The 25870-nt window shown below is 72.4% G+C and carries 25 protein-coding genes, 1 tRNA gene and 1 pseudogene; 16 read left to right on the top strand and 11 right to left on the bottom strand.

Annotated elements, in window-relative coordinates; translation table 11 throughout:
• Nucleotides 1-246: 246 nt before the first annotated feature.
• From gyrB to AB0J71_RS06720, 4 genes are all read left to right on the top strand, one after another.
• On the top strand, nt 247-2190 hold the full coding sequence (gene gyrB, locus AB0J71_RS06705; RefSeq protein ID WP_352324558.1) for a DNA topoisomerase (ATP-hydrolyzing) subunit B: 1944 nt from the start codon (nt 247-249) through the stop codon (nt 2188-2190).
• A gap of 15 nt (nt 2191-2205) precedes the next feature.
• Nucleotides 2206-4704 (top strand): DNA gyrase subunit A, encoded by a 2499-nt coding sequence (gene gyrA / locus AB0J71_RS06710; protein WP_352324559.1) that lies wholly within the window; start codon nt 2206-2208, stop codon nt 4702-4704.
• Nucleotides 4705-4707: 3 nt separating this feature from the next.
• Nucleotides 4708-5358 carry a DUF3566 domain-containing protein gene (locus tag AB0J71_RS06715; protein ID WP_352324560.1) on the top strand — a complete coding sequence of 217 codons (651 nt, stop codon included), beginning with the start codon at nt 4708-4710 and terminating at the stop codon, nt 5356-5358.
• Between the two features lie 135 nt (nt 5359-5493).
• Nucleotides 5494-5567, top strand: a tRNA-Ile gene (locus tag AB0J71_RS06720).
• Nucleotides 5568-5830: 263 nt separating this feature from the next.
• Here AB0J71_RS06720 and AB0J71_RS06725 read toward each other — a convergent pair.
• On the bottom strand, nt 5831-5962 hold the full coding sequence (locus AB0J71_RS06725) for a hypothetical protein (protein WP_352324561.1): 132 nt from the start codon (nt 5960-5962) through the stop codon (nt 5831-5833).
• A gap of 115 nt (nt 5963-6077) precedes the next feature.
• Here AB0J71_RS06725 and AB0J71_RS06730 point away from each other — a divergent pair, with 115 nt between their 5' ends.
• From AB0J71_RS06730 to AB0J71_RS06740, 3 genes are read left to right on the top strand one after another with little or no spacing between them, the layout of a single operon-like run.
• Complete coding sequence (locus tag AB0J71_RS06730) at nt 6078-6524, top strand: hypothetical protein (protein ID WP_364413118.1); 447 nt, start codon at nt 6078-6080, stop codon at nt 6522-6524.
• Between the two features lie 50 nt (nt 6525-6574).
• Nucleotides 6575-6931, top strand: coding sequence for a hypothetical protein (locus AB0J71_RS06735; RefSeq protein ID WP_352324563.1), 357 nt, complete (start codon nt 6575-6577; stop codon nt 6929-6931).
• 36 nt (nt 6932-6967) lie between these two features.
• Nucleotides 6968-8230, top strand: coding sequence for an MFS transporter (locus AB0J71_RS06740; RefSeq protein ID WP_352324564.1), 1263 nt, complete (start codon nt 6968-6970; stop codon nt 8228-8230).
• 16 nt (nt 8231-8246) lie between these two features.
• Here AB0J71_RS06740 and AB0J71_RS06745 read toward each other — a convergent pair whose 3' ends face one another.
• Nucleotides 8247-8618, bottom strand: a complete 372-nt coding sequence (locus AB0J71_RS06745; protein ID WP_352324565.1) for a DUF4267 domain-containing protein — start codon at nt 8616-8618, stop codon at nt 8247-8249.
• 88 nt (nt 8619-8706) lie between these two features.
• Between AB0J71_RS06745 and AB0J71_RS06750 the strand changes: the two genes are divergently transcribed.
• Both AB0J71_RS06750 and AB0J71_RS06755 read left to right on the top strand, forming a co-directional pair.
• Entirely contained in the window at nt 8707-9282 is a 576-nt protein-coding gene (locus AB0J71_RS06750; RefSeq protein ID WP_364413120.1) for a TetR/AcrR family transcriptional regulator, read from the top strand.
• 71 nt (nt 9283-9353) lie between these two features.
• Nucleotides 9354-9743, top strand: coding sequence for a nuclear transport factor 2 family protein (locus tag AB0J71_RS06755; protein ID WP_352324567.1), 390 nt, complete (start codon nt 9354-9356; stop codon nt 9741-9743).
• Between the two features lie 28 nt (nt 9744-9771).
• Here the strand turns inward: AB0J71_RS06755 and AB0J71_RS06760 are convergent, their stop codons facing one another.
• Entirely contained in the window at nt 9772-10101 is a 330-nt protein-coding gene (locus tag AB0J71_RS06760) for a CU044_2847 family protein (protein ID WP_364413122.1), read from the bottom strand.
• Between the two features lie 255 nt (nt 10102-10356).
• Between AB0J71_RS06760 and AB0J71_RS06765 the strand changes: the two genes are divergently transcribed.
• The gene (locus AB0J71_RS06765) at nt 10357-10776 is read left to right on the top strand and encodes a hypothetical protein (protein ID WP_352324569.1); all 420 of its coding nucleotides are present in this window, start codon (nt 10357-10359) and stop codon (nt 10774-10776) included.
• A 2-nt stretch (nt 10777-10778) separates the two neighbouring features.
• Nucleotides 10779-11003 carry a helix-turn-helix transcriptional regulator gene (locus tag AB0J71_RS06770; RefSeq protein ID WP_352324570.1) on the top strand — a complete coding sequence of 75 codons (225 nt, stop codon included), beginning with the start codon at nt 10779-10781 and terminating at the stop codon, nt 11001-11003.
• Here AB0J71_RS06770 and AB0J71_RS06775 read toward each other — a convergent pair.
• Entirely contained in the window at nt 11000-11476 is a 477-nt protein-coding gene (locus AB0J71_RS06775; RefSeq protein ID WP_352324571.1) for a transcriptional regulator, read from the bottom strand. The genes AB0J71_RS06770 and AB0J71_RS06775 overlap by 4 nt on opposite strands.
• Nucleotides 11477-11592: 116 nt before the next feature.
• Nucleotides 11593-12219, bottom strand: a complete 627-nt coding sequence (locus AB0J71_RS06780; RefSeq protein ID WP_364413124.1) for an FMN-binding negative transcriptional regulator — start codon at nt 12217-12219, stop codon at nt 11593-11595.
• Nucleotides 12220-12255: 36 nt separating this feature from the next.
• Here AB0J71_RS06780 and AB0J71_RS06785 point away from each other — a divergent pair, with 36 nt between their 5' ends.
• Nucleotides 12256-13593, top strand: coding sequence for an aminotransferase class I/II-fold pyridoxal phosphate-dependent enzyme (locus tag AB0J71_RS06785; RefSeq protein ID WP_352324573.1), 1338 nt, complete (start codon nt 12256-12258; stop codon nt 13591-13593).
• Between the two features lie 20 nt (nt 13594-13613).
• Here AB0J71_RS06785 and AB0J71_RS06790 read toward each other — a convergent pair whose 3' ends face one another.
• Entirely contained in the window at nt 13614-15002 is a 1389-nt protein-coding gene (locus AB0J71_RS06790; RefSeq protein WP_364413127.1) for an MFS transporter, read from the bottom strand.
• Nucleotides 15003-15137: 135 nt separating this feature from the next.
• Between AB0J71_RS06790 and AB0J71_RS06795 the strand changes: the two genes are divergently transcribed.
• On the top strand, nt 15138-15848 hold the full coding sequence (locus AB0J71_RS06795; protein ID WP_352324575.1) for a hypothetical protein: 711 nt from the start codon (nt 15138-15140) through the stop codon (nt 15846-15848).
• Here the strand turns inward: AB0J71_RS06795 and AB0J71_RS06800 are convergent.
• The 3 genes from AB0J71_RS06800 to AB0J71_RS06810 are packed head-to-tail and all read right to left on the bottom strand — an operon-like array spanning nt 15845 to nt 21874.
• Nucleotides 15845-18430: a LuxR C-terminal-related transcriptional regulator gene (locus AB0J71_RS06800; RefSeq protein WP_364413129.1), complete on the bottom strand. Its 2586-nt coding sequence runs from the start codon at nt 18428-18430 to the stop codon at nt 15845-15847. The two genes, AB0J71_RS06795 and AB0J71_RS06800, sit on opposite strands and share 4 nt — an antisense overlap.
• Nucleotides 18431-18479: 49 nt before the next feature.
• Nucleotides 18480-18641, bottom strand: coding sequence for a hypothetical protein (locus AB0J71_RS06805; protein ID WP_185844989.1), 162 nt, complete (start codon nt 18639-18641; stop codon nt 18480-18482).
• Nucleotides 18642-18676: 35 nt separating this feature from the next.
• On the bottom strand, nt 18677-21874 hold the full coding sequence (locus AB0J71_RS06810; protein WP_364413131.1) for a BTAD domain-containing putative transcriptional regulator: 3198 nt from the start codon (nt 21872-21874) through the stop codon (nt 18677-18679).
• A gap of 111 nt (nt 21875-21985) precedes the next feature.
• On the opposite strand from AB0J71_RS06810, the gene AB0J71_RS06815 reads away from it, so the two are divergent.
• Nucleotides 21986-22504, top strand: coding sequence for a universal stress protein (locus AB0J71_RS06815; RefSeq protein ID WP_364388717.1), 519 nt, complete (start codon nt 21986-21988; stop codon nt 22502-22504).
• Here the strand turns inward: AB0J71_RS06815 and AB0J71_RS06820 are convergent.
• Complete coding sequence (locus tag AB0J71_RS06820) at nt 22498-23883, bottom strand: PLP-dependent aminotransferase family protein (protein WP_352328677.1); 1386 nt, start codon at nt 23881-23883, stop codon at nt 22498-22500. The two genes, AB0J71_RS06815 and AB0J71_RS06820, sit on opposite strands and share 7 nt — an antisense overlap.
• Nucleotides 23884-23950: 67 nt before the next feature.
• On the opposite strand from AB0J71_RS06820, the gene AB0J71_RS06825 reads away from it, so the two are divergent.
• Together AB0J71_RS06825 and AB0J71_RS06830 are read left to right on the top strand one after the other, a co-directional pair.
• Nucleotides 23951-24400, top strand: a complete 450-nt coding sequence (locus tag AB0J71_RS06825; RefSeq protein ID WP_352328679.1) for a carboxymuconolactone decarboxylase family protein — start codon at nt 23951-23953, stop codon at nt 24398-24400.
• Nucleotides 24397-25563 (top strand): MFS transporter, encoded by a 1167-nt coding sequence (locus AB0J71_RS06830; protein WP_364413133.1) that lies wholly within the window; start codon nt 24397-24399, stop codon nt 25561-25563. The genes AB0J71_RS06825 and AB0J71_RS06830 overlap by 4 nt, the downstream gene beginning before the upstream one ends.
• Here the strand turns inward: AB0J71_RS06830 and AB0J71_RS06835 are convergent.
• A pseudogene (locus AB0J71_RS06835) lies at nt 25556-25870 on the bottom strand (heavy metal translocating P-type ATPase); the annotation flags it as partial. The gene AB0J71_RS06830 and the pseudogene AB0J71_RS06835 sit on opposite strands and share 8 nt — an antisense overlap.

The following is a 25870-nucleotide window of genomic DNA, read 5'->3' on the forward strand; positions in this document are numbered from 1 at the left end:
ATGCTTGAGTGGGGGGCAAATCGAGCTAGGGCGCATCACAGGCGCGTGTATTGCCACCACGGGCTCCGGGAAGCGGTAGAATGAAAAAGGATTCCGGACACGTCCGCTTGCGTGTCACCCCGGCAGTAAGCCGACTCCCCCGGGTGACCGCGCATCGGGGCACTCACGACGGTGACGGGCACGGTAGGGGCAGCATGAAGTTGACGGCCTCCCCCGCCGCGTGTCCGCGGCAGGAGGATTTCGCAGTTGTCCTACGACGCTAGCTCAATCACCGTACTCGAAGGACTTGAGGCGGTTCGCAAACGCCCGGGTATGTATATCGGCTCCACCGGTGAGCGCGGCCTGCACCACCTCGTCTACGAGATCGTGGACAACGCGGTGGACGAGGCGCTGGCCGGTTTCGCCACCAGGATCGACATCTCGCTGCTGGCCGACGGCGGCGTGCGCGTGGTCGACAACGGCCGTGGCATCCCCACGGGCATCCACCCCGTGGAGAAGCGCTCGGCCGTCGAGGTCGTGCTGACCACGCTCCACGCGGGCGGCAAGTTCGACAGCCAGTCCTATGCGGTCTCCGGCGGCCTGCACGGCGTCGGCTCGGCCGTCGTCAACGCGCTGTCCACCGCCATGGACGTCGAGGTCAAGCAGAACGGCCACTACTGGCGGCAGCGCTACGAGCACTCCAAGCCCACCGCGCCGCTGGCCCAGGGCGAGGAGACCGACGAGACCGGCACGACGATCACGTTCTGGCCCGATCCCGACGTCTTCGAGACCACCACCTGGAACTACGAGACGCTCTCGCGCCGGTTCCAGGAGACGGCCTTCCTCAACAAGGGCCTGACGATCACGTTCACCGACGAGCGGCCCGACCACGTCAACGGCGAGCCCCACACGGTCGAATACCACTACGAGGGCGGCCTGGCCGACTTCGTCAAGCACCTCAACGCCAAGAAGGAGGCGGCGCACGCGTCGATCGTCGCCTTCGAGGAAGAGGGCGACGGCATCGCGGTCGACATCGCCATGCAGTGGAACAACTCCTACTCGGAGTCGGTCTACACGTTCGCCAACATGATCAACACGGCTGAGGGCGGCACCCACGAGGAGGGCTTCCGCGCGGCGCTGACGACCATCGTCAACCGCTACGCGCGCGAGCAGAAGTTCCTCAAGGAGGGCAAGGACGACAACCTCTCCGGCGAGGACGTCCGCGAGGGCCTGACCGCGATCATCTCGGTCAAGCTGTCCGACCCGCAGTTCGAGGGCCAGACCAAGACCAAGCTGGGCAACACCGAGGCCAAGTCGTTCGTGCAGAAGGCCTGCAACGACCACCTGCGCGACTGGTTCGAGCGCAACCCCGGCGAGGCCAAGGACATCATCAACAAGTCGCTGCAGGCCAGCCGCGCCCGCCTGGCGGCCCGCCAGGCCCGCGACCTGACCCGGCGCAAGTCGCTCCTGGAGTCCGGCAGCGGCCTTCCCGGCAAGCTGGCCGACTGCCAGTGGAACGACCCGGAGAAGTGCGAGCTGTTCATCGTCGAGGGCGACTCGGCCGGCGGCTCGGCCAAGGGCGGCCGCGACTCGCGTTTCCAGGCGATCCTGCCCATCCGCGGCAAGATCCTCAACGTCGAGAAGGCGCGGATCGACAAGGTCCTGAAGAACAACGAGGTCCAGGCGCTCATCACCGCCCTGGGCACCGGCGTGCACGACGAGTTCGACATCGCCAAGCTGCGTTACCACAAGGTGATCCTGATGGCCGACGCCGACGTCGACGGCCAGCACATCAACACCCTGCTGCTGACGCTGCTGTTCAGGTTCATGCGGCCGCTGATCGAGGCCGGGCACGTCTACCTGTCCTGCCCGCCGCTCTACAAGATCAAGTGGGACCGGAAGGGCGAGGACGCCTCCTACGCCTACTCCGACGCCGAGCGCGACGCGGTCATCAACGACGGCATCGCGCAGGGCAAGGCAGACCCGCGCCCGCGGGACAACGTCCAGCGGTTCAAGGGCCTCGGCGAGATGAACGCCGGCCAGCTCTGGGAGACCACCATGAACCCGGCGACGCGACTGCTGCGCCTGGTCACGCTCGACGACGCGGCCCAGGCCGACGACCTGTTCAGCGTGCTCATGGGCGAGGACGTCGAGGCGCGGCGCGACTTCATCATCCGCAACGCGCGCGACGTTCGCTTCCTCGACGTTTAAGAAGGACCTGAACCTGTGACGGACGTGAACACCACTCCCCCGGCTGACCGCATCGAACCGGTGGACATCCAGTCCGAGATGCAGCGCAGTTACATGGACTACGCGATGTCCGTCATCGTGTCCAGGGCGCTGCCGGACGTACGCGACGGCCTCAAGCCGGTGCACCGGCGGGTGCTCTACGCGATGTACGACGGTGGCTACCGTCCCGACCGCGGCTACTTCAAGTGCGCCCGCGTCGTCGGCGACGTGATGGGCACCTACCACCCCCACGGCGACACCTCGATCTACGACGCGCTGGTCCGCCTGGCCCAGCCGTGGTCGCTGCGCTATCCCCTGGTCGACGGGCAGGGCAACTTCGGCTCGCCGGGCAACGACCCGGCGGCCGCGATGCGGTACACCGAGTGCAAGCTCGCGCCCATCGCCATGGAGATGCTGCGCGACATCGACAAGGACACCGTCGACTTCCGCCCGAACTACGACGGCAAGTCGCAGGAGCCCGACGTCCTGCCGGCGCGGTTCCCGCAGCTGCTGGTCAACGGCTCGGGCGGCATCGCGGTCGGCATGGCCACCAACATCCCGCCACACAACCTGCGCGAGGTCTCGGCCGCCGTCAGGTGGTACCTGGAGAACCCCGAGGCCGACGACGAGGAGCTGCTGGAAGCCTCGATCAGGCTGGTCAAGGGGCCCGACTTCCCGACCAAGGCGCTCATCGTCGGACGCCGGGGCATCGAGGACGCGTACCGCACCGGGCGCGGCTCGATCACCATGCGCGCGGTGGTCGAGGTCGAGGAGGACAAGGGCCGGCAGGCGCTCGTCGTCACCGAGCTGCCGTACCAGGTCAACCCGGACAACCTGGCGCTGAAGATCGCTGAGCTGGTGCGCGAGGGCAAGCTCACGGGCATCGCCGACGTACGCGACGAGAGCTCCTCGCGGGTCGGTCAGCGCCTGGTGATCGTGCTCAAGCGCGACGCGGTCGCCAAGGTCGTGCTCAACAACCTGTACAAGCACACCCAGCTCCAGGACACCTTCGGCGCCAACATGCTGGCGCTGGTCGACGGCGTGCCGCGCACGCTGCGGCTCGACCAGTTCATCCGCCACTACGTGGCCCACCAGGTCGAGGTCATCGTCCGCCGGACGCGTTACCTGCTGCGCAAGGCCGAGGAGCGCGCGCACATCCTGCGCGGCCTGCTGAGGGCCCTTGAGCGGCTCGACGACGTCATCGCCCTCATCCGGGCCTCGGAGTCGGCCTCACACGCCCAGCAGGGCCTCATGGGGCTCCTGGAGATCGACGAGGTCCAGGCGCAGGCCATCCTGGACATGCAGCTGCGCAAGCTGGCCGCCCTGGAGCGGCAGGCCATCCAGGACGAGTACGACGCCCTGATGGCCCAGATCGCCGAGTACAACTCGATCCTGGCCAGCGAGGCCCGCCAGCGCGAGATCATCGGCGACGAGCTGACCGAGGTCGTCAACCGCTACGGCGACGAGCGCAAGACCGAGATCATCGCCTACGACGGCGACATGTCGATCGAAGACCTCATCGCCGAGGAGGAGATCGTCGTCACGATCACCCGCGGCGGTTATGCCAAGCGCACCCGTACCGACCTCTACCGGGCGCAGAAGCGGGGCGGCAAGGGCGTCCGCGGCGCCCAGCTGCGCCAGGACGACATCGTCGACCACTTCTTCGTCACCACGACGCACCACTGGCTGCTGTTCTTCACGAACAAGGGCCGGGTGTACCGGGTCAAGGCGTACGAGCTGCCTGATGCCGGGCGTGACGCCCGTGGCATGCATCTCGCGAACCTTTTGGCCATGCAGCCCGACGAAACAGTCATGGAAGTTCTCGACCTCCGCGACTACGACGTCGCCCCCTACCTGGTGCTCGCCACACGCAGCGGCCTGGTCAAGAAGACGCGCCTGTCCGAGTACGACTCCCCCAGGTCGGGCGGTCTGATCGCGATCAACCTGCGCGAGGACGACGAGGTCATCGGCGCCCGCCTGGTCTCCGAGACCGACGATCTGCTGCTCGTCTCCAAGGGCGCGCAGTCGATCAGGTTCACCGCCTCCGACGAGGCGCTGCGGCCCATGGGCCGCGCGACCAGCGGTGTCATCGGCATGAGGTTCCTCGAAGGAGACGAACTTCTCGCCATGAATCGCATCGCCGACGGTCAAGATGTGCTTATCGCCACGAAGGCTGGGTACGCAAAGCGGACGCCAGTGGAGCAGTATCCAGTTCAAGGACGTGGCGGTAGGGGCGTGCTGACTGCGAAAATCGTGAGTTCCCGTGGCAAGCTGGTCGGAGCCGTCATGGTCAACCCAGAGGACGAGGTCTTCGCGATCACGTCCGCCGGCGGGGTGATCCGGACGAGTGCCGGCGAGATCAAGCAGTCCGGCCGCCAGACCATGGGAGTGCGATTGATGAACCTCGCCGAAGGCGACAGCGTGGTTGCCCTCGCCCGGAACGCGGAGTCGTTGGAGACTCCGGTGGAGAATGAGGAAGACGGGGGAGGAGAGTAAGTCATGAGCGCCCAGGGTGGCACCGCCAGAGCCCAGGCGGCGTCGGGTAACGGACAGCAGCCGAAGAAGTCCGCTGAGCCGGAGATCTTCAGTTCGGTTGACGGCGAGCAGGACAGGACGCCCGCGAAGGGCGCCGCCGCTCAGCCCCGCTCCAAGGACGAGCCGCAGGCGGAGGGCAACGAGACGGTGCGCATCCGTCCGTCGCTCACCAGCGAGGCACCTCCGCCCGTCGAGATGCCCAAGAAGAAGTCGTCGAACAACGCGGGGTCCAGGCTGCCCCGCAAGGCACACCTGGTGCTGCGCCGCATCGAGCCGTGGTCGGCCATGAAGTTCAGCTTCGTGGTGTCACTGGTCTGCTTCGTGGTGCTCTTCGTGGCAGTGGCCGTCCTGTACGGCGTGCTGTCGGCCCTGGGGGTGTTCGACTCACTCGTCGACCTGGTCAACCAGCTCGGCAAGGGTGAGCAGGGACAGAGCTCGATCCCGATCAACATCGCCTCGTGGTTCGAGCCGGTGCGCATCCTCGGGTACACCGCGCTGATCGGCGCCGTGAACGTGGTGCTGATCACCGCTCTGTCCACGCTCGGTGCGGTCATCTACAACATCGCCTCCGACCTGGTCGGGGGCGTTGAGGTGACGTTCAGCGAGGCCGAATAGCAGGTTCGGGCGGGGGCTCGTGCCGTACCGGGGTGGCTGGTACGGCACGAGCAGCCCGTCGGACACGGTAAGCTTTTCTCGTCTGAACAACTGGTTCGCCTCCCCCAGGGGAATGCGATACCGTTCGGTGTGCGCGGGGCTATAGCTCAGACGGTTAGAGCGCTTCCCTGATAAGGAAGAGGTCCCAGGTTCAAGTCCTGGTAGCCCCACGGTTTTTCTCAGTTCAGAGGCCGTTTCCCGGAGATCGGGAGACGGCCTTTTGAGTGTTCGCCATCAATGTGCCGCCGAGATCATCAGGTGACAGGGGTCCATTCGCATTGACGCCAGCCGGGCGGCGCTTGGCGTGGGGAATTGCGGGCTGGGTTGAATAGTGGCGGGTCGGACGGTCCGTCACTCGATCCCCGATCCTCCACGGCCGCACCCGGCTGAGGACCTACTCGGGTGAAACGGCGGGGGCGTGCGGACTCGCCTCCTACTTGCTGTATTTCTGGAGCGTCACGTCCAGGCGTGCGGGGTTCCGGTACATGCCGGCGTCGATCGGGATGGCCTCGTCCACGAGACCGGTGTAGGCGCCGGAGGGCACGCCGTCGGGATGAGCCGCCACGATGGTCCTGCCCGGCGCGTAGTACCCGGCCTCCTCGCGTGGACGTCCACACTGCCTACGAGGGGCTGGTGGTGCTGGCGTAGCCTTGTCGCGGCTTGATCAACTGAGGGGTGGCATGCGCACATACGTGGTGGCCGTTGCCGTCGTCTCGTCGCTCATGGCCGGTTGTGCGATGTCGTTTCCGGGACGGCAGGCAGAACCGTCACCTCGCTTCGTGATCGATCCCCGCCCTGTGGATCGCCCGCTCGCAGACCTTGCGAAAAGCGCCAAAGGCAAGGTGTTGCTTCGACAGGTCGATGAGGAGGGGCGGAGTGACCGCTGGTCCACGAAACTCAGGATGGGCACATCGTTTCGCCTGGAGGTCGACTGCGTGCGAGCAAGCGGGACGATATTTGTCCGCGTCGGCGAAACTCAGCTTCCTCATCAATGCTCTGCCGGCCCTGGGGGTGTGCGCGTCAGCACGATCCCCGACGACGTGGCTGTCCGGAGCGTCAAGGTGGAGGCGCCCAAGGGGGCCAGATGGGCCGTTCTCATCTGGAAGCCGCCGCAGAGTCAGCATTGACGGCAACGCGGCCCCTGATCGACGGCGGCTCGCTTCGTAGGATCGGCTGCATGGGGATGTACGTCTCGGTCAGAGGGTGGGTTGAGCTGGGGTTCGCTCAGAAGCCGGACGCCGAGCGCATCATCGGGGACGACGACCCCTACTCCGGCGGCTGGGCGTGGCCGGCGAAACCCTTCAACTGGACGCTCTACTTGTTCTACGGCGGCGACGTCCGAGAGGGCGCGCTGCACGAGATCCGGGCCAAGGTCGAACGACTGGCCGCCCTGCCGCCGGTGGACGAGGACGGGGACCGGCCGCGGGGAGTCTTCGTGCTCACCGACGAGCGCGGCCAGGCACGATGCTGGCACATCCGTGAAGGGACGGTCCTCGACGTCCCGGCGCCGGACTTCGGGTGGTTGGCGAGTTAGCGCCGGAACCCCAGGCTCGGTGGCAGAATGTCGCGGATGTCGAGGGCGGGGTCGTTGTGGCGGCAGCGGGATTTCGTGCTCCTGTGGAGCAGCCAGACCACCAGTTCGTTCGGGAACGAGATCTCCTACCTGGCGTTACCCCTGGTCGCGGGGCTCATGTTGGACGCCTCGCCGGTGGAGCTCGGGCTGCTGGCGGCGGCGCGGCGGTTGCCGGTGTTGTTCGCGTCGTTACCGGCGGGGGCCCTGAGCGATCGGTGGCGCAAGCGGCCGGTGATGATCGTCACGTTCCTGGTGTCCGGGTGCGCGATGGGGACGATCCCCTTGGCGGCCGTGACCGGAGGGCTCACGCTGGGGCAGCTCTACGCCGTGGCGCTGGTGGTGGCGACGTGTGAGGTGTTCTTCACGCCCGCCTACCAGACGTACCCGCTGACGTTGCTCGGGCCCGAGCGGTTGATGGCGGGGAACGCCAAGCTCACCAGCACGGTCACGGTGGCGGGGATGGCGGGGCAGCCGGTCGGCGGGGTGCTGATCTCGCTGTTCGGGCCGGCCAAGGCGGTGCTCGCCGACGCGCTGTCCTACCTGGCAGGCGCGCTCGCGCTCGCGCTGATCCGGTCGCCGGAGGCCGGGCCGGAGCGGAAGGAGCGGGCCCCTCGGCTGCGCGAGCAGATCGGGGAGGGGCTGCGGTACGTCGTCCGTCATCGTGTGATCGGGCCGCTGGTGCTCTACATGGCCACGGTCAGCTTCTGCCTCGCCGGGCTGGGCGCGCTGGAGGTCAACTACGTCGTACGGGAGCTCGGCTGGTCGGGACTGGCGACCGGCCTGGTGTTCGGGGTGAGCATGGCCGGCGGGCTGGCGGCCGGGGCGATCGCGGGGCCGCTCACCGACCGGTACGGCATGCCGCGCGTGCTGCTCGGGGCCGCCTTCGCGTACCCGGTGTGCAGCGGGTCGATCGGGCTGGTGGGGCCGGGACCGGCCGGGCAGCTCGTGGTGGGCGTCTCGTGGACGTTGATGATCATCGTCACGCTCGTCTTCCAGAGCACCCAGCGCAGTCTGCGGCAGCTCCTGACGCCCAGGGAGATGCAGGGACGGCTGGCGGCCACGTCCCGCTGGCTCACCTGGGCCGCCACGCCGGTCGGCGCGGTCCTCGCCGGGGCGCTGGCCGGCGTGATCGGCATGCGCGGCACGCTGGTCGTGTTCTCGGCCGGGATGCTGGCCGGTCCGGTGGTCATGTGGTTCTCGCCGCTGCGCACGTCCCGGCGGGAGATCGAGCGGGACGTACGGACGGCGACGGCGGGGTAGCTCCGGGATCGCCGGGTCACACGGCGAAGAGCAGGGCGGCGTTGACGAGGAGGGCGACGGCGGTCGCGAAGTGCACGCCGAAGGCGACCGCCTTGGTGCCGCCGTTGCGGAGCACGATCAGGGTGTCGCCCAGGGGGAGCAGCGCGACGATCAGCATGAACCAGGCTTCGGCCCGGGCGCCGACGAAGGCCAGCAGGGCCAGGCCGAGCAGCCCGTACGTGCCGTCGCGCAGCCCCTTGATGGTCAGGTAGGCGCGGTCGCCGTCCTGCTTGGCGGGGACGCCGTATCCGGCGGCCGCGGCGACCGGGACGAACAGGAAGCGGGCGCCGATGAGCACGACCAGCAGGTTGAGGGCGATGGCGAGGCCGTAGGCAAGGGTGGTGAGCATGTCCGTCTCCAGGAGCTAGCGTTGCTAGGAACGAGGACGACGCTAGCAGAACGATGACAGAAGCGCTAGCGATGCTAGGATCGGGAGCATGTCGATTCAGGCGCGCCGGGAGCGCGAACGTGCGGAACGCGAGAAGCTGATCATCACGGCCGCCTGCGAGCTGGCCGAGGCGGAGGGCTGGGAGGCGGTGACGACGCGGCGGCTGGCCGAGCGCATCGAGTACAGCCAGCCGGTGCTCTACAGCCACTTCAAGGGCAAGGGCGCGATCATGGCGGCCGTGGCCGTGGAGGGCTGCGTGATCCTCGCGGACGAGCTGCGCGCGGCCCGTACCGCGGCTCCGGACGCCAGCAGCGCCCTCGCGGCCGTGGGCGCGGCCTACACGGCGTTCGCCGAGCGGCGTCCGGCGCTCTACGACGTCATCTTCAGCCAGAACGTCGACCTGCCGTTCGCCACGCCGGAGGCTCCCCCGGCCCTGCACGCGGCGTTCGGCGAGCTGGTCGAGGGGCTGCGCCCGCACGCCAGCGAGGGTGAGGACCTGCCCCTGCTCACCGAGACCTACTGGGCCGCCCTGCACGGGCTGGTCACGCTCATGCGCGGCAAGCGGCTGCCGGCCGAGCAGCACGAACGCAGGCTGGAGCTGCTGCTGAAGCGGTTCGCGGCCTGACGGTTTGACCTTGCCACCGGCGTCAACGTCTACCCTCGTGGCCCGCACATCGACGAGAACGGACGACGCCCGTGAGCACCCACCGCACCACCCTGGTCGAGCTGGACCAGAGCTTCTTCGACGCCCTGGTGGCCAACGACCACGACCGCCTGACGGACCTGCTGGCGGACGACTTCGTCCTGGTGGGGGTCGAGGACGGGGCGGTCGCCGGCAAGGACGTCCTGCTCGACCTGGTGAAGTCGGGAAACCTGCGGTTCCCGAAGATCGACTCGTTCCCGGACGAGGCCATCGTGCGGGTGATCGGGGACGTCGGGATCATCGTGGGGCGTACGGGGATGAACTTCACGAACCCCGATGGCAGCACGTTCAGCGCCGGCAGCCGGTACACGCACGTGTACGCCGTCGCCCCCGACGGGGGCTGGCGGCTGGTCTCGGCGCAGGGCACGGCCATCAAGGCGTGACCTGACCAGGCTTGGCGGGAAGGCCGGGTCAGCCGCCTTCCGGTTTCCGCCATTCCGCGGTGACCTTGAGGTGCGCCTCCCCGGTCGATTCGGCGACGACCACGCCGGCCTTGGCGGTCAGCTTCATCCCGAACTCGACCGCGACCACGTCCGGCGGCTCCGGGCATGACCGCATGCGGCGCAGGACGTCGGTGGCGAAGCTCTGGACGCGCTGGAGGCCCGCGCCCAGCGCCTCCGGCATGCGTTCGACGGCCGCGCGGGCCCGTCCGGCGGGAAGCGGCTCGTCGCCGGGCTGATCGTTGACCTCCACGAGCACGGTGCCGCCGTCGTCGAGGGGTACCTCGAGGAAGTAGCGCAAGGTTGGCCTCCTGTCCTGGGACAGGTGCAAGCATGGTGCACGGGCCCGCCCCGGCGGAGGCTTTTCGCCTCGGCGACGCGCCTCGCCCGCGGCGAGGTGCGCGGCGCGCGGAAGGGCTCCTGCGGAAAGGACTCCCGTGGACGGCCGCACAGATGGCGAGAAGTTATCCACAGGTTGGGGACAGTTGTCCACAGTGGTGGACAAGTCTGAAATCATTGACACGATGTCTGGATCGTTTTACCTTGCCTGCTTGTGATGTCGTACGAGGAAAAGGGCGCCTGGGTCTATCTGGTGGCGACGGCCGGCGCCTACGTGGCCTACGTCATCGTCATCCTGAGCCGGGCCGGCGACGGCCCGCTCAGCGCCGTCCCCTATGTCGCGCCGATGGCGTGGGCGATCGGGATCAGCGTCGTCCTGTCCGTCGCGGGCCGTATCGTGGTCGAGATCGTGAAGCCCAGCGAGAGTCACAAGAGCGACGTGCGAGACAGGGAAATCAACCGTTCCGCCCAACATGTCGGAGGCGTCGTCCTCGCCGCCTCCATGATGGTCCCCCTTGGCCTGACCATGGCGGAAGCCGACCATTTCTGGATCGCCAACGCCATCTACGCCGCACTCGTCCTGTCCACTCTGGTGGCCACCCCGCTGCGGCTGCTCGCCTACCGGAGGGGCCTGTAGGCATGGGCAAACCGACCAAGGTCACCAACTCCATCAGGGCTCTGCGGTTCGCGCACGGGGAGATGACGCAGGCCGAGCTGGCCCAGCGGGTGGGTGTCACGCGGCAGACCGTCATCGCCATCGAGCAGGGCCGGTATTCACCCTCTCTTGAGGTGGCCTTTCAGATCGCCCGGGTGTTCCGAGTGCCCCTGGACGACGTCTTCCAGTACCCGGACGCCGACGGCTAGTTATCCACAGGCTCGTCGGTTTTCCACAGGCTGTCGAGAGCGGTGGCGACGGCCGCGATGGAGTCGTGGGCGGAGCGGATGCGGGCGGTCTGGGCCTCGTCCGTCCAGCCGAGCCGCAGGCCCTCCTCGGCCAGCGCGTCGAAGGCCGTGAACGCGGCCAGTTTCTGGCGCAGGACCTTCGACCAGGCGTCGTCCTCGATCCGGTAGTAGACGTTGCGCTCCCCCGGCCTGCGCAGCCTGTGGACGAGCCGGATCGACGTGAGGAGCTGCATGGTCGTCGTCAGGGACGCGCGGCTCGCGCCGATGGCGTCGGCGATGTCGGACGCCGTCTGCGCGGGCGGGTCGCAGACCATGAGCCAGCCCAGGACGCGGCCGGTGATCGGGGCCAGCCCCCACTCGTCGGAGACGAAGTCCGCCACCCGCTCGACCCAGTCGAGCACCCGCTCCCGGCCCGGACCGTCCGGCGACTGCATGTGGGGCCCTCTCCGTCGACATCGCTCTGTGTGAGTCGTCAAATACTAAGAGCAATGAGACGTGAGCTGCCAATGCTGGTGTCCGTGACGGCCGACCTCGGCCGCGGGGTCCTGGGTCAGCGCTCGGCCATCCGCCTGAGCTGCTGCTCCCTGGCTCCGGCGTCGCCCGGCAGGCCGCGTTCGGCCAGCAGGCCGGCGACGCGCTCGCGCACCTCGACGGGGTGGCGGCCGTCGTACTTGAACTTGGCGCGCGCCTCCACCACCGCCAGCCGCAGCCCGCGCAGGCCGGGCAACTGCCGGTGGTACGGACCCTCGCCGGCCGCCACGACGCCGTGCGCGCCGTCGGGCTGGAAGTGGGCGAGCTGGCGGCGCAGGATCTCGGCCTTGCCCTCGGGGTCGTCCACCACCTCGGCCCGGCAGGTGAGCTGGACGGAGGCGTAATAGCTGGTGGGCACGCCGGTCTCAGGGTCGCCCGTCCGCCAGCCGCCGGGGATGTAGGCGTAGTCGTCGTGCACGCTCAGCAGGACCGCCGGGTCGCGCTCGATCGCCGCCCACACCGGGTTGGGCCTGGCCAGGTGGAGCAGCACCTCCCCGGCGGCGGCGTCGAAGAGGAAGTGGGTGGGGACGACGACGGGCGGACCGCCGCCGGGGCCGTTCGCGGCCAGCTGGCCGAAGTCGCGGGTGGCGAGCCAGGTGCGCCACTCGTCGTCGTCCCGTGCCGCGTCCCAGGGATGAATGAGCACGCGAAACCCTCCTGCCGAGCTTTGTATTAGTACATAATGTACTTTGTGTCAGAAACATACAGGATCGCCGGTGGGACGGCCAGCGAGATCGCGGCCGGCGTCGAGGCCGCGGTGTCCGCGGGCCTGCTGCCTCCCGGGACGCACCTGCCGCCGGTGCGCGAGGTGGCCGCCACGGCCGAGGTCAGCCCGAACACCGCCGCGGCCGCGTACCGGCTGCTGCGGGAGCGCGGGATCGTCGAGACGGCGGGCCGGCGCGGCACGCGGGTCCGGCCGCGCCCGGCCACCACGACCCGCGAGGAGATCCGCGTCGAGGCGCCGCCCGGCGTGCGCGACCTGTCGCACGGCAACCCCGACCCGGCCCTGCTGCCGCCGCTGCACGAGGCGCTCGCCGCCGCCGCCAGGGCGCACGAGCAGCGTCCGGCCATGTACGGCACAGGCGACGACGAGGAGCTGCTCTCGCTGGCCGCCGCCCGTCTGCGCGCGGACGGCGTGCCCGCCGCACCGCTGGCGATCACCTCCGGCACCCTCGACGCGGTGGAACGCGTCCTGAACGCCCACCTTCGTCCCGGCGACGCGATCGGCGTCGAGGACCCCGGCTGGACGGCCCTGCTCGACCTGGTCGCCGCCCTCGGGCTGCGGCCGGTCCCGATGCGCCTGGACGACGAGGGCCCGCTGCCGGACGAGCTGGACCGGGCGTTGCGGGCGGGCGTGCGAGCGGTGGTGATCACCGCCCGCGCCCAGAACCCCACCGGCGCGGCCGTCACCGCCCGGCGGGCCGCGGACCTGCGCGCCCTGCTCGCCACCCGCCCCGACGTGGTGCTGATCGAGGACGACCACGGCGCGAGCCTGGTGGACCTCCCCCTCCATCCCCTGGCCGGCGTGACCACCCGCTGGTTGCTCACCCGCTCGACGGCCAAGGCGTTCGGCCCCGACCTGCGGCTGGCGCTGGTCACCGGCGATCCCGTCACGCTCGACCGGCTGCGCGGGCGGCAGCGGCTGGCCGCGGGCTGGGTCAGCCATCTGCTGCAGCGCGCGGTCGCCCACCTGTGGCGTGCACAGGCTGTGGACACCGCGGCCGTGGCCGCCGCCTACGCCGGTCGGCGGGACGGCCTGATCGACGCGCTGGCCGCGCGTGGCCTGCGGGCGCACGGCCGCAGCGGGCTCAACGTCTGGGTCCCGGTCGCCGACGAGACCACCGCCGTCACCCGGCTGCTGGGCCTCGGCTGGGCCGCCGCGCCCGGCGCCCGCAACCGCGTCCGCACGCCGCCCGCGCTGCGGCTGACGGTCTCCACGCTGCGGCCCGACGAACTGCCGCGCCTGGCCGACGACCTGGCCGCCGCCCTGTGCCCGCCCACGGCCGGCCGGTACGGCTGACGCCCCGGACGCCCCCGCGGTCAGCGGTTCGGCTCCAGGGACATCGCCGGGCACGGCTCGGGGCGGCGGGGGCGGCGGTGGCGGCGTACCGAGTGGGCCAGGACGCCCAGCGCGCCCACGATGAGCACGAGCAGGGCCGCCCTGGTGGCCGCGGGCCAGCCGGCGTCCAGGGAGCCGAAGAACACCGCGCCGGTGATCGTGCCGCCGAGCACGCCGCCGGTCTCCTGCACGGTCCCCAGCACCCCGGCCGCCGCGCCCGCGCGCTCCCGGCGTACGGACGCGAGGACCGACGACAGCAGCGGCGACATGACCAGCCCCATCCCCGCGCCCGCCACCAGCAGCGCGCCCGCCACCAGGTACGGCGACTCCCCCGCCTGCAGGAGCAGCCCGAGCCCGAGCAGCAACGCCAGCGGACCGGCCGGGCGCGGCACCCGGGCCGCGCGCGGCGAGGCCAGGAAGAAGCCCACGTTCAGCGCGGTGCACACCGCCCCGGCGGCCAGCGGACCGAGGCCGAGGCCGTCCTGGAGGTGCAGGGCGAGCACGAACGACAGTCCCGCGGAGGTGCCGAACAGCAGCGCGACCGCCGCCAGCCCGGCCGTGAACCCCTTCTCGCCGAACACCGCCAGGTCCAGCAGCGGCTCCCGGCCGGTCGCCGCCAGCCGCCGCTGCCGCCGGACGAACGCCGCCAGCATCAGCGCCGCGCCGCCCAGGCACGGCCACGTCCACTGCGGCCAGCCCTCCTCGCGGCCCTGGACCAGCGGCAGCACGACGCCTGCCAGTCCTGCCGCGACCAGCGCCGCGCCCGGCAGGTCCAGCCCCGCACGCGACCCGGCCCCGGCGACGCGGGGGACCAGCCGCCCGGTCAGCGCCAGCGCCGCCAGGCCGATCGGCACGTTGACCAGGAAGCACGCCCGCCAGCCGAGCCCGAGGGGGTCGGCCGCCACCACCAGTCCGCCCACGACCTGGCCGCTCATCCCGGCCAGGCCCACCACCGTGCCGTACCAGCCGAACGCCCTGGCCCGGCCCGCGCCCGGGAACAGCGTCCCGATCAGCGTCAGGACCTGCGGCGCGAGCAGCGCCGCCGCGACGCCCTGCGCTACCCGGGCGAGCACGAGCGCGGCGGCGTCCGGCGCGCCGCCGCAGGCCGCCGAGGCGAGCGTGAACAGGGCCAGCCCGGCGGCGAAGAGGCGGCGCGGCCCGTACAGGTCGCCGAGCCGCCCGGAGACGATCAGGCCCGCCGCGTACGCCAGCCCGTAACCGGCGACCACGAACTGGCTCGCCGCGTCGCCCGCTCCCAGGTCGGCGCGGATCGAAGGCACGGCCACGTTCGCGACGAAGAAGTCGAGCGTGGTCATGAACACCGCGACCAGCACCACGGGCAGGGCCGCCCAGCGAGGACGGAGGGACATCAGGGACTCCAGGGGAGGGAGGAACCGGGCGGTGGAAGAACACCGGCGGACGCCGGACGGTTGACCTCACCCTGGAGCCAGGCGATTACGGTTTCCTGCTGATGAGCTACGGATTCAGCGCCATAATGACGCTCAATGCCGAAATTTCAGGGGTTGGAGGAGTTCGCCGCGGCGATCGCCCCCGTCATCGACGCGGCCCACGTCGAGGTGCACGCCGCCGCCGGCAGGGCCGTCCTGGACCTGGCCGAACGCTCCGGCCTGACCTGCGGCCTGCTCAACGACCTGCGCTTCGTGCTCCCGCTGCGCCCGGTGACCACGGCCGCGCTCGCCGCCGTCTACCGGTACGGCGACGTCACCGAAGGCGTCGGCGTCCACCTGCGCGAGGGCACGCTCGAACGGGACGCCGGCGGGGCGTTGCGGCTCACCCCCGAGGGACGGGCCTTCGTGGACGGCCTGTACGCCGCGCACGCCCAGGCGGCCGGCCGCGTCTGGGCGGGCCGTGACGTGGCCGGTCTGGCCGGGTCGGTGGGCGGGGTGCTCGACCGGGCCGTACGCGTGCCGGGCGGCGCCCTGGAGGTGATGGCGCCGCCGTACGAGCCGGACGCCGCCCCCGCCGGCCTGCTGCTGTTCAACCGGCTCGCCGCGCTGCGCTACCACCGGGCCGACGCGCACGCCGAGTCCTGGCGCGCGGCCGGGCTGACCGCGGCCGGGATCGTCGCGCTGAGGGACGGTCCCGTCCGGGCCGCGATCGAGGCCGAGACGAACCGGCGGGCCGCCGACCCGTACAGGGCCATGACGGACGACGACCGCCAGCCCCTGTACGACGGCCTCCTGAGCCTTATTTAAAGCGCCGCCAGCAGGCGGCCCACCTGCGTGCGGTCGTTGACCCCCAGCTTCTCGTAGGCCGCCTGCAGGTGGTTGGCCGCCGTACGGGTGGACAGCGTCAGCCGGTCGGCGATCTGCCGGTTCGTCAACCCGGCCGCCGCCAGCTTGACGATCTCCCGCTGCCGCGGCGTGAGCTCCGGCGTGGCCAGCTCGACCAGCGCGGGCGTCGAGACCCCCGGGCACCGCCTGGCCAGCGCCCACGCCCTGGTCTGCGCACCCCTGGCCAGCGTGCCCCGGCCGTCCCGGCGGTGGGCCGCCGACTCCTGGGCGAGGGCCTCGGCGGCGTACAGGACCAGGCCGAGCCGGTCGAACTCGGCGGCGACGTCCCGCAGCTCGGCCGGGTCGCCCGCGGCGCGCGCGTGCCGGGCGAACAGTCCGGCCAGCGGCCCGTCCACCCGTTCGGCGAGCGCGGCCAGCCGCCGGGCCGCCAGGGCGGGCGTGCCCAGCCGCACCAGGTCGTGCAGCGCGAACATCAGGTACCCGGACTGCTCGTGCCGCTCGGCCAGCCCGGCGGCCGTCAGGCACAGGCTCACCGCCTGGTCCAGGTCGCCCGCCGAGGCCGTCACCCACACCGCGGCCTGCAACACCGGCTGCCGGGTGAACGCCCACCGCGAGGCCGGCCCCTCGGCCTCGGCCAGCGCGGCCCGCGCCGCCGCCGTCTCCCCCAGCAGCGCCCGCGCGTGGGCCAGCTCGGCCAGGCAGCGCCCCCGGTACGGCGTCCCGGGAGGCAGCCGGGCCGCGTCCTGCCTGGCCCAGCGGGCCGCGCCGGCCGCGTCGCCGCGCAGCCTGGCGACCATCGACCGGTACGCCCCGAACCCCGACACCGACAGCTCGGCCGCCGCCGGCTCCATGCCCTCCGCGGCCGTCCGCGCCGCCGCGTCCAGGCGGCCGGAGAACACCTGGGCGGCGCAGCGCGCGTCCAGCAGCGCCGGGAGCGCGTACGGGGCGTCGTCATCCCAGTCGTCCCGGCTCGCGAGGGCCCGATCGGCCACGGCGAGCGCGCTCTCCGTGCGCCCGGCGTAGGCGTCGGTCCAGGACTCCAGCGCGGCCGCGTGCGCCGCGCCGCGCACGGTCGTCGGCTCGCAGGCGCGCGCCCGCGCCAGCGCGTCCGCGGCTCCGGCCAGCCGGCCGGCGAAGAAGTCGGCGACGCCCCGGTAGACGTGCGCCTCCTGCCGCCAGGCCGGCTCGGTCAGCGACCCGGCGGCCAGGTCGAGCACCCGGCACGCCTCGGCGTCCGCGCCCGCCCAGGCGAGGTTCATGCCCAGGCTGAAGGCGTGCTGGGCGCGCTCGCCCTCGGTGACGGCGGTCCTGGCCGCCTGCCGCAGCGCCGTCAGCGCCGTGTCCTGGTCGCCCAGCACCATCAGCACCTGGCCGAGCAGCGCGACCGCCGCCACGCCCGCGCCCGCCTCGATCGCGGCCCTGGCCAGCCGGGCGGCCAGCCGCGGGTCACGCCTGGCCCAGGCCAGGCCCGCGGCCGACAACAACATCTCCGGCGCGGCGGCCGACCCGCTGTCCAGCCGCCAGACGGCCGCGCGCAGCTCGTCCTCGCGCCGCCGCAGGCCGCCGGCCTCCAGGGCCTCGGCCAGCGTCCGCAGCCGCCGCCTGGCCCGCAGGGTGCCGCAGTCGCCGCGGACCACCTCGCCGTACAGGGGGTGGCCGAGGCGTACCTGCTCGCGCCTGCCGTCGCCGGCGACCGTGACCAGGCCACGGGCCTCGACCCGCTCGACCGCGCGCGGCGAGGTCAGCGCGACCAGCAGCTCCGCGCCCACCGGCTCGCCGTACGCCACCAGCTCCAGCACCTCCCGCTCGTCCTGGTCCAGGTGGCCGATCCGGGCGGCGACCAGCTCGCGCAGCCGGGTCGTCAGCGACAGCTCGCCCCGCCAGCGCCACTCGCCGCCGCTCTCGGCCAGGCAGCCGGACGTGCGCCCGGCATGGACGACCTCGCGCAGGTAGAGCACGTTCCCGCTGGTGACGGCCGCCAGACGCCGGACGGTCCCCTCCGCCACCTCGCCGCCGAGCGCGCCCGCCAGCACCTGGCCGACCTCGTCCCGGCCGAGCGGCGGCAGCTCGACCCTGGTCAGCAGCTCGTCCTTCCACAGCGCGGCCACCGGCGCGGGCAGCGGGCCGCCCGTACGCACCGTGACCAGCACCCTTGCCTCCCCGCCCGCGGCCAGGTAGTGCACCAGCGCCGCCGACGCCGCGTCCAGCCGGTGGGCGTCGTCCACGCTCACCAGCAGCTCTCCCTCTCCCCTGCGCAGGTGCCGCGCGGCCCAGCGCAGCAGGTTCTCGCCGCCCTGCGGCGGCCCCGTCAACACATGGGCGAACGCCCCGAACGGGATCATCGACGCGGTCTCCGTGCCCAGCGCGCGCACGACCTCGTACCCGTCGAGACCGGCCAGCGCCTGCGCGGCCAGCCTGCTCTTGCCGACGCCCGCCTCACCGGCGATCATCGCGCCCGCTCCCGACCGCAGCGCCGCGCGCACGGTCGCGATCGATCCCCCTCGCCCGACGAACGGCCATCCACTCCCCAGCTGCTCGCTCATCGTGCCTCCTCTCACCACAGATGGTGGCGAGCCGAGGTTCGCGCGAGGTTCAGGCGGGATCGCGGTTCAGGCCGGCCGCGTTCAGCAACAGGGTGATCACGGCGTCGGCGCCGCTGAACGGCACCGGCTCGCCCCCCACCTCTTCGAGCAGCCCGCGGAGCTGGCCGCCGGATTGCTCGGGCTCGACCAGCCGTACGATGACCGTCCTCATCTGATCACCATCACCCCGGACGGTTCAGGTCTGGTTCAGGTGGGGTAGGGCGCGGGCTCGACCTCCAACTCCCGCATGCGCTCGGCGTAGAGGTGGTAGCGCCTGCGGGCGTCGCCGCGCCGGCCCGCCAGGTCGAGCGCGCGCACCAGGCCCAGGTGAGCGCGCTCGTCGTAGCCGTCGCGCTCCAGCAGGCGCAGCCAGTAGCGGGCGGCCTCGTCGTAGCGCCGCTCGCGGGTGCGCGCCGCGGCCAGCCGGGCGGCGGCCTGCACGTAGGCCAGCCGCGCCTGCTCGCGCAGGCCCACCGCCCAGTCGGCGTAGGGGTCCTCCTCGCAGAACTCGCCGCCGTACGCGCTCTCGGCCGCCGTCCACCGCTCCAGCGCCTCGGCGGCGCGGCCCGCCTGCTCCAGCCGCACGGCTCCGGCGGTCAGGTCGAGGAAGCGCTCCACGTCGACGTCGGCGTGCGTCAGGTCCAGGCGCAGCGCGCCCTCCTCGGAGACCACGACGTCGTCGGCGGGCCGTTCGTGGGCCGGGTCGAGCACCGCCCGCAGCGTGGAGACCATGACGTTGAGCCGCCGCAGCCCGACCGCGTCGTCGCGCTGCTCGGGCCAGAGGATCTCCACCAGCCGCTCCCTGCTGATCGCGCCGCCCCGGCGGCTGACCAGGATCTTCAGCAGGTCGCGGGCCTTGCGCGACTGCCAGGCCGTACGCGGGACCGGCACCGCGCCGCGCAGCACCCGGAACGTTCCCATGGTCTCGATCACCACCGCCGCCCCCGGCACGGGCGCCGCGCGGGCGATCAGCTCGTCGATCCGGTCGTCGAGCGCCCGGCAGCCGATCGCGTGCATCCGCTCGCGCACCCGTACGGCCACCTCGCCCCCGCTCACCGGGTCGGACAGGGCCGCCCGCACCAGCTCGGCCCTGGCCCGCCCGATCGGGTCGCCGAGCGCCGCCCACCTGCGCACCGCCTCGTCCGCCTGCGCGGGATCGCCGTCGAGCCGGGCGCGCAGCTCGTGCAGCACGGCCTGGGCCGCGTGGTCCCTGCGCTCCACGGCGATCGGCTCGGTCTCGCCGACCAGCCGGGCGGCCTCGTCACGACGGCCGGCGGCCAGGGCCACGTGCGCCGCGGCCACCCGCGCGGAGACCCCGGCGATGCCGCCGGCGTACGCGAGCGCCTGCTCGGCCACCTGGGCCGCCTCCTCGGGATCGTCCTCGGCCAGCAGCTCGGCCAGCGCGTTGAGCGCGTTGGAGCGGGTCTGCACCTCGCCCAGCGGGCCGGTCTCGGCGATCACCCGGCGGTAGACGGCGGCCGCCTGCCCGCGGTCGCCGCGCAGCGCGTGGATCTCGCCCAGCCGCACCAGCCCGACGCTGACCAGCCGCGACCCCATCGCCTCCCACCTGGCCACCGCGTCGGCGGCGTCGATCGCCGACTCCTCCAACCGGCCGAGCCCGACCAGCGCCTTGGCCCGGTTGGCCACGTTGAGCGCGGCGTACGGCGCGAACGACACCAGGTCGCACAGCCTGCTCGCGGCCTCCGTCTCGGCCAGCGCCTCGGCGTAGGCGCCCTCGTCCAGGTGGCGGGAGGCCCGGTTGGCCCGGATCCTGATGAGCTGGACGACGTCGCCGGCGCGTTCGGCGTACTCCAGGGCGCGCAGGTAGTAGGCGTCGTTGGCGCGGCGGTCGCCGTCGAGGGCGGCGAGCATGGCCAGGACCGTGTTGGCCATCGCCAGCGCGCCGGGGTCGCCGAGCCCGCCGGCCTGCTCCAGCGCCCGGTCGGCCAGCTCGGCGCAGCCCGCCCGGTCGCCCTTCAGCCACAGCACCGAGGCCATGGAGGCGGCGCACATGGCGGCGTCGGCGGGCGGCGAGCCGTAGGCGTGCCCCTTGGCGTACATCGTCATGGCGGCGTCGAGGTCGCCGCGCAGGTGGTCGATGAAGCCGAGCCGCCTGGCCACGAACGCGTCGAAGGCGGGGCCGTCGGCGACGCGGGCCAGCAGATCGTGGGCGCGGGTCCAGTGGCCGCGGTTCTGCTCGGCGATGCCGGCCAGCCTGAGCATCGGCGGCGAGCCTCTGGCCTGCTCGGGCAGCAGGTCGAGGGCCGCGATCACGTCGCCGCGTTCGGCCAGGCGGGGGCCGTGGGAGTTGAGCAGCGACGCGGCCAGGTCGGGGTGGGCGGTCGCGACGGCGGCGCGCAGGGCCAGCTCGGGCTGGTCGTGCTCGACGTACCAGCGGGCGGCGACGGCGGCCACGTCGTGGGCCTCGTGCCGGTCGAGCGGGGCGTGCCTGGCCAGGACGTGCCTGCTGGTCGTGGTCAGCCGGTGGCCGTCCTGGTCGGCCTCGATGAACAGGCCGCGGCTGGTCAGGGCCGCGAGCGTGTCGGGCGGCGCGCCGAGCGTGGCGGCCAGTCCGGACGTCAGCACCGGCAGGACGGTCGCCGCGCGCAGCAGCTCCCGCATGCCCGCCGGCAGGTCCTTGAACGCGGCCAGCGTCAGGTGTTCGAGCGTGGCCGAGTTGGCGGCCAGGCTCGCCGCGGTACGCGGCCAGCTCGCCGGCTCCTCCCGGGCCAGCGCGTCGAGGGCGGCCTGGACGGCGGCCGGCCAGCCCGCGCACGCCTCGTGCAGCCTGGCGGCGATGCCCGCCCCCTGCTCGCCCAGCCGCTCCCTGGCCCAGGCCGCGCTCTCGGACGGGGTGAGCGCGAGGTCGGTGGCGTCGAGGTCGAGCACCTCGTGGTCCTGGCGCAGCCGGGCCGTCGGGAACGGCAGCGGCGCCCGCGAGGCGGTGACCAGGTGCAGGTGCCGGGGCGCGGCGCGGACCAGCGTCTCGACGTAACGCACCGAGCCGGGCGCGCCGGTGATCGCGTCGACGCCGTCGAAGACCAGCGCCAGCCCCCTGGTCAGCCGCCGGGCCAGCGCCTCGGCCAGCGCGCCCGCCAGCGCGGCGGCCCTGGACAGCTCGTCGGCGTCGGGGCCGAGCGGCGCCCCGGCCGCGGCCAGCAGGTCGGCGGGCAACCCCGGGACGGCCTCGGCCAGCGCCGACGCCACCGAGCCCGCCAGCGTCGGCAGGTCGCGGTCGGCGGGCCCGAGCAGGTGCAGAACGCCGCCCACGGCGTGGCTCCAACCGGCGAGCGCGATCGACTTCCCGTAGCCTGTAGAGGCCACGAGCGTGGTGAGCCTGTGCGTAAGCGCCCCGTCGAGCCGCCGGTCGAGGGCGGGACGGGGTTGCACCCACCCTCGTTCCACCCCCGCATGCTACGCCCGGGCTCGCGGGGGACTCCAGAGTTCGCAAAGTGCCACCTCCCGGTAACTGGCCGGTTGGCGCACTATGGTCGTACTTCATTTCCAGGAGGCACCGTGGAACAGGATCTGCCTGGCGGTGTGAGGCTGATCGTGGGGGTGGACGAGTCCCCGGCCTCGCGTTGGGCACTCGCCTGGGCCATCGGCGCGGCCAGGCTGCACCGGATGGCCCTGGTGGCCGTTCACGTCAGTCGTGCGCCCGTCCATCCCTTTCCCGAGGCGCTGCCCGTGCAGCACGCCATCCGGCAGGGCGAGGAGTCCCGCTGCGCGGAGGTGATCGCGGGCGTGTTCGAGGACGTCGCCGGGGGCGTGCCCGACGACCTGCGCGTGGCGACGCTCAGCAAGGTCGGCGACCCCGGCTACCACCTCGTCGATCTGGCCCGCGAGGGCGACCTGCTGGTGCTCGGCCGGGGCCGGCGGCGGCTGCTGAGCCGGATCCTGCTGCCCTCCACCAGCATGTACTGCGCCCGGCACGCCAAGACGACCGTCGTCATCGTGCAGCAGCCGTCGCCACCGGACGATCCGGAGCTGACGGGGGACCGGGCGCGGCGGTTCTGGAGCCGGCGCGACTACTGACCGGGCGTCGCCGTCCTGAGGTTGTCGGTGAGCAGGCGCAGGCCGGGGCCGATGTCGCGCGGCCCGATCGCGCCGTATCCGAGCACCAGGCCCGGTTGCGCCGGGGTCTCTCCGCAGTAGGCGTCGAGCTGCTCGACGGCCAGGTCCGGCACGGGCCCCAGGGACACGCCGGGGGCCAGGCGGGCGCACACGTGCAGGCCCGCGGCGGACGGGATCAGGCGCAGCCGCTCGTCCCCGGCCAGCGCCGCGGTGACCAGCTCGTGCCGGGCGGCGTACTCGCGGGTCGCCTTCCTGATGTGCCTGGCCAGCAGGCCCTCGTCGATGAAACGGGCCAGGGCGGCCTGCGTGGGCATGTCGCCGTGCCAGTCGGAGAGCTGTCGCGCGGCGCACAGGGCCGGGCCGAGCGAGGCGGGGGCGACGAGGAAGCCGAGCCTGAGCATGGGCAGCAGGGTCTTCGAGAACGAGCCCACGTAGATCACCCGGCCCGACCGGTCGAGGCTCTGCAGGGGTTCGAGCGGGCGTTCGCCGAAGCGGAACTCGCTGTCGTAGTCGTCCTCGATCACCACGGCGGCGCGGCGTTCTGCCCAGGCGAGCAGGGCGGCGCGGCGGGCCAGCGACATGGGCGTGCCCAGCGGGAACTGGTGCGAGGGCGTGACGTAGACGAGGCTCGCCGAGCGGGGGATGGCCGCCACGTCCAGGCCCTCGGCGTCCACGGGCACGCCGATCACGCGGGCGCCGAGCGAGCGGAACAGCCGGCGGGCGGGCGGGTAGCCGGGCTCCTCGACGGCGACGGTCGTCCCGGGCTCGATCAGGACGCGTCCGATGAGGTCGAGGGCCTGCTGAGCCCCGTTGGTGATCAGGACGTCGTCGGGCCCCGCATGCACCGACCGACTGATCCCGATATGACGCGAAATAGCCTCACGTAGCGGCTTATAACCGGACGACGGCTCGTACGTCGCCAGCCCCACCCGCAGCTCCCTGGCCACCAGCCTGCGCCAGGTCTCCATCGGGAACAGCCGCGCGTCCGGCACGCCGACGCGGAAGTCGTACCGGGCGGGCGGCACCTCGGCGGTCTGCCCGAGCTCCCGCCAGAACGCCCGCGGCCTGACCACCCCCTTGGGCGCGGCCCGGCCGCGCACCGGCTCGGCCGACACGAACGTGCCCGCCCCCGCCCGGCCGACCAGGAAGCCGTCGGCCACCAGCCGGTCGTAGGCCACCGCCACCGTGTTCCTGGAGATCTCCAGCCGGCCGGCCAGCTCCCTGGTCGGCGGCAGCCGCTCGCCGGAGCGCAGACGCCCGTCGAGTATGGCGTCGAGCAGCTGCCGGTAGACCTGTGCGGCCAGGTCACCGCGCCCTTGAAGGCTGATGTGAACGTCCAACTTGGCCCAATCAACTTGGCGGAAATTGGAGCTTATGTCGGGACAAGAGTACGGCCAAGATGGGCATATGACCGAACGCATGGAACTCGGGAAGTTCGCCGGCGAAGCGTACAAGGCGATGGCCGGCCTGGACCGGTTCGTGGCCCAGAGCACCCTCCCCAAGCCCCTCCTCGAACTCGTACGGCTGCGCGCCAGCCAGATCAACGGCTGCGTCTACTGCGTGGACATGCACAGCTCCGACGCCAAGCAGGCGGGGGAGAGCGACGCCAGGCTGCACGCCGTGGCCGTCTGGCGCGAGGCCCCGTTCTTCACCCCGCAGGAACGCGCCGCCCTGGCCTTCACCGAGGCCGCCACCCGCCTGTCCACCGACGACGTCACCGACGAGGTCTGGGCGCAGGCCGCCGCGCACTTCGACGAGCAGCAGATGGCCGCGCTGACCGTGGCCGTGGCCACCATCAACGCCTGGAACAGGATGGGCGTCGCCACCCGGATGACCCCGGAGTCATACAAGTCATGAGAACCCAGCGCGTGCTCGCCGCCGCGCAGCTCGCCAACTCCATCGGCGACGGCGCGTACCTGGTCACCTCGGCGCTCTACTTCGCCGACGTCGTGGGGCTGTCGGCCACCGAGATCGGCCTCGGCCTCACGCTGGGCTGGGCGGTCGGCTCGGTGGCGGGGGTGCCGCTCGGGCACCTGGCCGACCGGCGGGGGCCGCGCGGCGTGGCGGTGCTGCTCGCGCTCACCACCGCGGTGGCGGCCGGCTCGTTCGTGTTCGTCCGCTCGTTTCCGCTGTTCCTGCTGGTCGCCTGCCTCTACGGGACCGCGCAGACCGGCCTGTCGGCGGCCCGGCAGGCGCTGCTGGCCGGGCTGGTCGAGCCGGCCCGCCGCACGGTCGTGCGGGCGGTGCTGCAGTCCACGCTCAACGGCGGCATGGCCGTCGGGGCCGCGCTGGGCGGCGTCGCGCTGGCCGTCGGCACCCGTGCCGGATACATGGCGGTGTTCACGGTCGACGCCCTGAGCTTCCTGGTGGCCGCGCTGGTCCTGCTCAGGCTGCCCGCCGTGCGGCCCGCGCCCGCCGCGCCGGGGCCGCGGCTGGCCGTGCTCAGGGACCGGCCGTACGCGCTGGTCACGGTGATCAACGCCGTGATGCTGTTCTACATGCCGCTGCTCAGCCTCGTGGCGCCGCTGTGGATCGCGCAGCGCACGTCCGGGCCGGCCTGGATGGTCTCGGTGCTGCTCGTGCTCAACACCGGCAGTGTGCTGCTCTTCCAGGTACGCGTGGCCCGCCGGGTGCGCGACCTGCGGGACGCGTCCACGGCCGTCCGCCGGGCGGGTGTCGTGCTGTTCGCCGCCTGCGCGGTGTTCGCCCTCGGCCCGCACGGCTGGGTCTTCCTGATCGCGGCCGGCTGTCTGCAGGTCGCGGGGGAGATGCTGCTGGCCGCGGGGGCCTGGGAGATCGGCTTCGGCCTGGCCCCGGATGACAGGCAGGGCCAGTACCAGGGCTTCTTCGGCACCGGCACGGCCGTGGCGCGGATGCTCGGCCCCGCCGTGCTCACCACCCTCGTGCTCGACGGCGGGACCGTCGGCTGGTTGCTGCTGGGGCTGGCGTTCATGACGGCCGGCGCCGCGATGGCACCGGCCGTCAGATGGGCTCAGCGCAGGGCCCTGGCGGTCACCTGAACCGGCGTAGCCGCAGGCTGTTGCTGACCACGAACACGCTGGAGAAGGCCATCGCGGCCCCCGCGATCATCGGGTTGAGCAGGCCGAGCGCGGCCAGCGGCAGGGCGGCGACGTTGTAGGCGAAGGCCCAGAACAGGTTGCCCTTGATCGTGCCGAGCGTCCGGCGGGAGAGCCTGATCGCGTCGGCGGCCACCAGCAGGTCGCCCCTGACCAGGGTCAGGTCGGACGCCTCGATGGCGGCGTCCGTGCCGGTGCCCATGGCCAGGCCCAGGTCGGCCTGGGCGAGCGCGGCCGCGTCGTTGACGCC

It is taken from the genome of Nonomuraea sp. NPDC049637, assembly GCF_040675235.1.
GTDB lineage: Bacteria > Actinomycetota > Actinomycetes > Streptosporangiales > Streptosporangiaceae > Nonomuraea.